This is a genomic window from Tumebacillus lipolyticus (assembly GCF_042682745.1).
In the GTDB taxonomy this organism is placed as follows: Bacteria; Bacillota; Bacilli; order Tumebacillales; family Tumebacillaceae; genus Tumebacillus_A; species Tumebacillus_A lipolyticus.
In genome coordinates, this window is sequence record NZ_JBHUIO010000020.1 from 1 (window position 1) to 5,401 (window position 5,401).

The window sequence follows — 5,401 nt, forward strand, 5'->3', positions numbered from 1 at the left end:
CAATAAAAGTTTGTATCTTGACTCGCATCTCTCTTCATAACACTCGTTTAGTTTTCAAGGATCAATCGCGTTTCACATCTGTGTCATCCGCTTGTCTCTCGCGGCGACAAGAGCTATCTTATCATGCCCAGATGATTGGCTCAACTAACAATTCCCCCATATCGGTTGATATTCTAACAAGAATCGGAACTAGACTGATTCTTGTTAGAATAGCTCATTGTTTTGTTCTCGTTCAACGCCGCACGGTATACTTCATGAAAAGGTACGTTTTTTTCTCGCGCCAATCGCGCGACGTCCTCATACTCGGGCGTGCTTTGCAACACATCGCCTCCCGACTTGCCCACCTTTAATCGAATCTTGCCAAACGGCGTTTCTGTCTCGACAAACTCTCGGGCGAGCACCCGCCTTGTCCACACACTATGGCGAACTCCAAATGTGGTCGTCTCTACAAGCAAGATCTCTTCCAGCCTGCTGGTCAACTCCGGCTGACAGAGCACGGTGAGCAGTGTGCCTGGCCGATGCTTTTTCATCTGAACGCCAGTGAAGTACACGTCGAGCGCTCCGCCTGCAAAAAGGCGTTCCATCACATAGCCGAGTGACTCGGCCGTACAGTCATCCAGTTGAGTCTCCAACACATGGACGATCTCACGCGTCGACTCCTCTGCTTTCGCCTCCCCGAGCAGAACGCGGATCACGTTCGGCACAGCAAAATCTTTTGTCCCCGCACCATAACCGATCTTTTCAACCATGATGTGCTCAAGGGGACCGAACTGTCCGACCAGCGCCTTGAGCACCCCTGCGCCTGTCGGGGTGGTGAGCTCGCCTTCCGAGTGGGATCGAGCGAGCGGAATTCCCCGCAACAGCTCGGCAGTCGCCGGAGCTGGGATCGGGTACAGCCCGTGTGCCATCCGCAGCTTGCCATATCCGGTCGGCACGGGAGATGCGATCAGTTGATCCACACCTAAGCTCTCCAGCCCGAGGCAGATCCCGATCGTATCGATGATCGAGTCCATCGCCCCAACCTCATGAAAATGAACCTCAGCCGGGGAGATGCCGTGAATCTTTCCTTCCGCTTGGGCGATCACTTCAAAGATCGCCAGACTGCGCGCCTTTACTCGCTCCGGGAGTTCACTCTCCCTGATCATCTCTAAGATGGTCGCCGCCTTGCGATGCTCATGATGATGGTGAACAGATAAGGGCTCGCCGACATCATCACCATGAACACTGTGATGCGCATGGTGATGAATACCTCCTCGATCTTGAATATGTACATGCTGATGCGCGCTTCGATCACCATGACTCAGCCTGTGCTGATGCTTTCTCCCTTGCTCTTGCTCAACTATATACTGATTCACATTTTCTTCTCCGCGCTGATGCTCGTGTTGATGGAAGTCCGATTGATTACAGTTATGATGATGTTGGTGCGCGCTTCCTCTATTTTCGTAACCTTCTCCGCCCGGGCGAACACTCGTTTGAACATCGTGATGTTCATGTCCCCCATCAGCTTGGCAATGTTTATGCTGGTGAGCGACCGCCTGACCTGGGCTATGCCGATGTCCCTCTTCATTAGTTTGCTTATGGTCATGCTGATGCCATTCAGCATGACCATGACCATGACTATGACTATGACTATGTCCGTGACTATGTCCGTGACTATGTCCGTGACTATGTCCATGACTATGATGCTCCGCCCCCACTACGGGGAGACAAATATGCAGCTTTTTGGCTGTGATTCCCTGCTTGTCCACAGTTTCCACCCATAGCTTAAAATCATCGATCGGCAATTTCATCAGCTCTCGTTTTATATACTCAAGATCGGCACCCGCATCGACGAGGGCTGCCAACAGCATGTCGCCGCTGATGCCGGAGATACAATCCAAATAGAGCGTTCTCATCATTTTGCCCCCTCGCGTATCGCCTGTTGGATGATCGATGCCGCATACGCCGCGCCGAAACCGTTGTCGATGTTGACAACCGTCACTCCTGCGGCACAAGAGGTCAGCATCGAAAGCAACGGTGTCAAACCGCTAAAATGTGCCCCATAGCCTACACTGGTTGGCACCGCGATCACTGGGCGGCGTACCAGCCCGCCGATCACGCTCGCCAAAGCGCCTTCCATTCCCGCCACAACGATGAGGACGCTCGCCTCCCGAATGCGCTCACGCTGTGCGAGCAGCCGGTCGAGACCTGCCACCCCCACATCGTAGATTCGTTCGACCTCATTCCCCATCCATTCTGCCGTCTGCGCCGCTTCCTCCGCCACCGAAAGATCGGCAGTTCCAGCGGAGAGCACAGCCACCTTGCCTACGAAATGACGGTCACAACATCCGGCCGTCAAAAGCCGCGATACCGGTTCGAACACCGCCTCTGGAACGACCCCGCGCACCGATTCTGCCATCGCCTGATCCGCGCGGGTGACCATCGCTTTGCCATGTTGCCGATAGAGACGCTCGAAGATCGCTCCCACTTGCTCAGACGATTTTCCCTGTCCAAAAATCACCTCGGGGAAGCCATTTCTCGACTCCCGCGCGTAATCGACCTTGCCAAATCCGATGTCTTCAAATCCGCGGATGACCGCCTCCGCATGGGCGATCGACCATTCTCCGCGCTGGACTTTGCTCAAGATCTCCTGCAGCCTCATGCGTTTGACTTCTCCCTCAGCGCTTCGTTCATCGAGCCGCTGCGGTATCCTTGCAGGTCGAGCGTCACATACGTAAAGCCTTCCCCTTTTAAAATCTCGGTAATCTTCTCCGCCAACTCGACCGCTTTCCCCAACTCTTCTGGCAAAACTTCGACCCGCGCGATCTGATCATGGTGACGAATTCTGATCTGCTTGAAACCAAATTTGCGAAGCTTCTCTTCCCCTCGGTCCAGCTGGCCAACTTTCTCAAGTGTGATCAGCGATCCGTACGGAATGCGCGATGACAGACAGGCGAACGACGGTTTCTCCCAGTTGGGCACCCCCATCTCCCTCGCCATCACCCGAAGTTCCGCTTTAAAGATCTCCGCCTCTTGCAGGACGCTTCGAATCGCATACTCTTTAGCCGCTCTCCGCCCTGGGCGGTAATCGCCAAGGTCATCCATGTTCGCCCCATCCAAAATGTGCTGGATCCCGCGCTCTTGCGCCAAAGCGGTGAGCGTATGGTACAAACCCGCTTTGCAATGGTAGCAACGATCCGGATTGTTGCTCACAAAATCGGGGTTTGCCATCTCCTTGATCTGCACCACCTCATGGCGCACGCCAAACTGCTTGGCAAGATCGATCGCCTCTTGCAATTCACGCTCGGGAAAAGTTTCTGATGCTGCGGTGACCGCTAGCACATTGCCCCCGAGAACTTCCTGCGCACATTTCAGCACAAACGTGCTGTCGATGCCAGCAGAAAATGCAACGATCACCCGGTCCATCTCGCGTAAAATCGCGTACAGCTGCGCCTTTTTTCGTTCCATCGTTCGACACACCCTCTCTTCGATCTTGAGATTGCACTCCGGTCACGAGTCCATACATGAAGACAACTCTTCAGACTTTTAACCCTCATCGGTGAAAAAACAGGCGACAAGCACACCTTACTTCGGGCATACTAAGACAGGAGGTGAAACCAACGATGATGCTGAAGCGTGAAACGGTTTACGAGTTAGAGAATACATATGATCAAATTGCCGAAGAAGATGAGGAAATTGTTGAGCAGATGTTCACCAAACTGGATAAATTGCACAGTGAAGTGACCAGACGCCACAACTATAGCAAAGACGATATCGATGACAAATTGGTCTCGCTGTTTGTCCAAGCGGCCCAAGGGCAAAAGATCGCCGACAAATGGGCAAAGGGCTACCTGTTTTACAAGTACTTTGACGAAGAATAGTGATGTTTTCTGCAACAAGACCCGATATTCACTATCGGGTCTTGTTTTTATCTGATAACATATAATTATGTATGTAAATAAAATAAGGGAGGTTTGGTGATGGCTCCAACCAAGCTCGCAGCAAATGTATCTGGTGATTTCTTCGTCAATACGAACTGCATCAATTGCGATACGTGCAGACAGCTCGCTCCCGATCATTTTTCAGAAGTAGGGAAGTTCTCAGCCGTGACCGCTCAACCGCAAACTGCTGATCAGAAGCGCGGTGCATTCCACGCGTTGCTCTCCTGTCCGACAGGCGCGATCCAAACGGCACACACAGATGAGCTTCAACTGGCGAGCGCCGATTTCCCATTGCTGCTGACAGAGGGCATTTACTACTGCGGCTTCACCTCTCGCAAATCCTACGGGGGCAGCAGCTACCTCATTCTGCATCCTGACGGGAACTGGCTGATCGATTCCCCTCGTTTTCATCTGCCACTCGTGCGAAAGATCGAAGCGCTCGGCGGCATTCGATATCTCTTCTTGACTCACCGCGATGATGTGGCAGATGCGGATAAGTATGCCTCACATTTTCGGGCAGAGCGGATTATTCACGAACTGGAACGCGACTCCCAACCTGATGCTGAGCATCTGCTGACCGGGACGGAACCGATTTTCTGGCACCCCGATTTTAAGTTGATTCCACAGCCTGGACATACGATCGGCCACACAGTGCTCCTCTACAAACAGACCTTTCTCTTTTCTGGTGACCATCTAGCATGGGACGGATCGCCAAATGAACTGACGTCACACCGTGATTATTGCTGGTACTCTTTCGAAGAGCAAACGAGGTCGATGGAACGGTTGGCTGAAGAACGTTTCTCCTGGCTCTTACCCGGACACGGCAAACGGATCATGATGCCAGAGGCGGAGATGCATGCTGCACTGAACAGGCTGGTCAAAAGAATGCAAAATTGGACAAACTGAACATCGAATGCAAAAGCAGCCTCCCGATCGTTGCCTTTCGATCTTGGTGCGCTCTGCAGTCTCTGCGAAAATCTTGATCCATTCGCATTCAAAAAAGACCCGATCATCAGATCGAGTCTTTTTTGACTATCGATATTCTACTATCCCAAGACCCTAAGTACCATTCCTTCACTTTCGCTACGGTGGTTCTTCGCCTCGCTTCGAACGAACGCGGCACCTTTTCTAGCTGTTCGCTTATAAAAATAAAAAAGACCCGATCATCAGATCGAGTCTTATCTTTTGCCTAGCGACGTCCTACTCTCCCGGGACCCTGCGGTCCAAGTACCATTGGCTCTGCGGAGCTTAACTTCTGTGTTCGAGATGGGAACAGGTGTGACCTCCGCGACATTATCACTAGACGGTTGGTGCGGTCAAGAGGACTTGAACCTCCACAGGGTTGCCCCCACAAGAACCTGAATCTTGCGCGTCTGCCAATTCCGCCATGACCGCGTATGAAATTTGGAAAAACACGCCTAGCGGCGACCTACTCTCCCAGGACCCTGCGGTCCAAGTACCATCGGCTCTGCGGAGCTTAA

At 52.5% G+C, this 5,401-nt stretch carries 6 protein-coding genes, 1 tRNA gene, 1 rRNA gene and 1 pseudogene; 2 read left to right on the forward strand and 7 right to left on the reverse strand.

All coding sequences use genetic code 11. The annotated features are described in order from the left end of the window. Nucleotides 1-173: 173 nt before the first annotated feature. From larC (ACFSOY_RS20270) to larE, 5 genes and pseudogenes are all read right to left on the reverse strand, one after another. Nucleotides 174-1,355, reverse strand: a complete 1,182-nt coding sequence (larC, locus tag ACFSOY_RS20270) for a nickel pincer cofactor biosynthesis protein LarC (RefSeq protein ID WP_386049680.1) — start codon at nt 1,353-1,355, stop codon at nt 174-176. Continuing rightward, nucleotides 1,352-1,675, reverse strand: a complete 324-nt coding sequence (locus tag ACFSOY_RS20275) for a hypothetical protein (protein ID WP_386049681.1) — start codon at nt 1,673-1,675, stop codon at nt 1,352-1,354. The genes larC (ACFSOY_RS20270) and ACFSOY_RS20275 overlap by 4 nt, the downstream gene beginning before the upstream one ends. 37 nt (nt 1,676-1,712) lie before the next feature. Next, nucleotides 1,713-1,898, reverse strand: a pseudogene (gene larC / locus ACFSOY_RS20280) (nickel insertion protein); the annotation flags it as partial. After that, nucleotides 1,895-2,641 carry a nickel pincer cofactor biosynthesis protein LarB gene (larB, locus tag ACFSOY_RS20285; RefSeq protein ID WP_386049676.1) on the reverse strand — a complete coding sequence of 249 codons (747 nt, stop codon included), beginning with the start codon at nt 2,639-2,641 and terminating at the stop codon, nt 1,895-1,897. The pseudogene larC (ACFSOY_RS20280) and the gene larB, both read right to left, overlap by 4 nt. Further along, nucleotides 2,638-3,447 (reverse strand): ATP-dependent sacrificial sulfur transferase LarE, encoded by an 810-nt coding sequence (larE, locus tag ACFSOY_RS20290; RefSeq protein ID WP_386049677.1) that lies wholly within the window; start codon nt 3,445-3,447, stop codon nt 2,638-2,640. Before larE ends, larB begins: the two co-directional genes overlap by 4 nt. A 155-nt stretch (nt 3,448-3,602) precedes the next feature. Here larE and ACFSOY_RS20295 point away from each other — a divergent pair, with 155 nt between their 5' ends. Beyond that, nucleotides 3,603-3,860, forward strand: a complete 258-nt coding sequence (locus ACFSOY_RS20295; RefSeq protein WP_386049678.1) for a hypothetical protein — start codon at nt 3,603-3,605, stop codon at nt 3,858-3,860. A 99-nt stretch (nt 3,861-3,959) separates the two neighbouring features. Then, a complete protein-coding gene (locus ACFSOY_RS20300; protein ID WP_386049679.1) occupies nt 3,960-4,826 on the forward strand; it encodes an MBL fold metallo-hydrolase in 867 nt (288 codons plus the stop codon). Nucleotides 4,827-5,107: 281 nt separating this feature from the next. Here the strand turns inward: ACFSOY_RS20300 and rrf are convergent. Both rrf and ACFSOY_RS20310 read right to left on the reverse strand, forming a co-directional pair. Beyond that, a 5S ribosomal RNA gene (gene rrf / locus ACFSOY_RS20305) occupies nt 5,108-5,224 on the reverse strand. Between the two features lie 4 nt (nt 5,225-5,228). Beyond that, nucleotides 5,229-5,315 (reverse strand) — tRNA-Leu (locus ACFSOY_RS20310). Nucleotides 5,316-5,401 lie beyond the last annotated feature (86 nt).

Bases quoted from the DNA above. Each gene is read 5' to 3' on its own strand.
- ACFSOY_RS20275 (WP_386049681.1), bottom strand. From the start codon at position 1,675: ATGGACATAGTCACGGACATAGTCACGGACATAGTCACGGACATAGTC.
- larB (WP_386049676.1), bottom strand. From the start codon at position 2,641: ATGAGGCTGCAGGAGATCTTGAGCAAAGTCCAGCGCGGAGAATGGTCG.
- larE (WP_386049677.1), bottom strand. From the start codon at position 3,447: ATGGAACGAAAAAAGGCGCAGCTGTACGCGATTTTACGCGAGATGGAC.
- ACFSOY_RS20295 (WP_386049678.1), top strand. From the start codon at position 3,603: ATGATGCTGAAGCGTGAAACGGTTTACGAGTTAGAGAATACATATGAT.
- ACFSOY_RS20300 (WP_386049679.1), top strand. From the start codon at position 3,960: ATGGCTCCAACCAAGCTCGCAGCAAATGTATCTGGTGATTTCTTCGTC.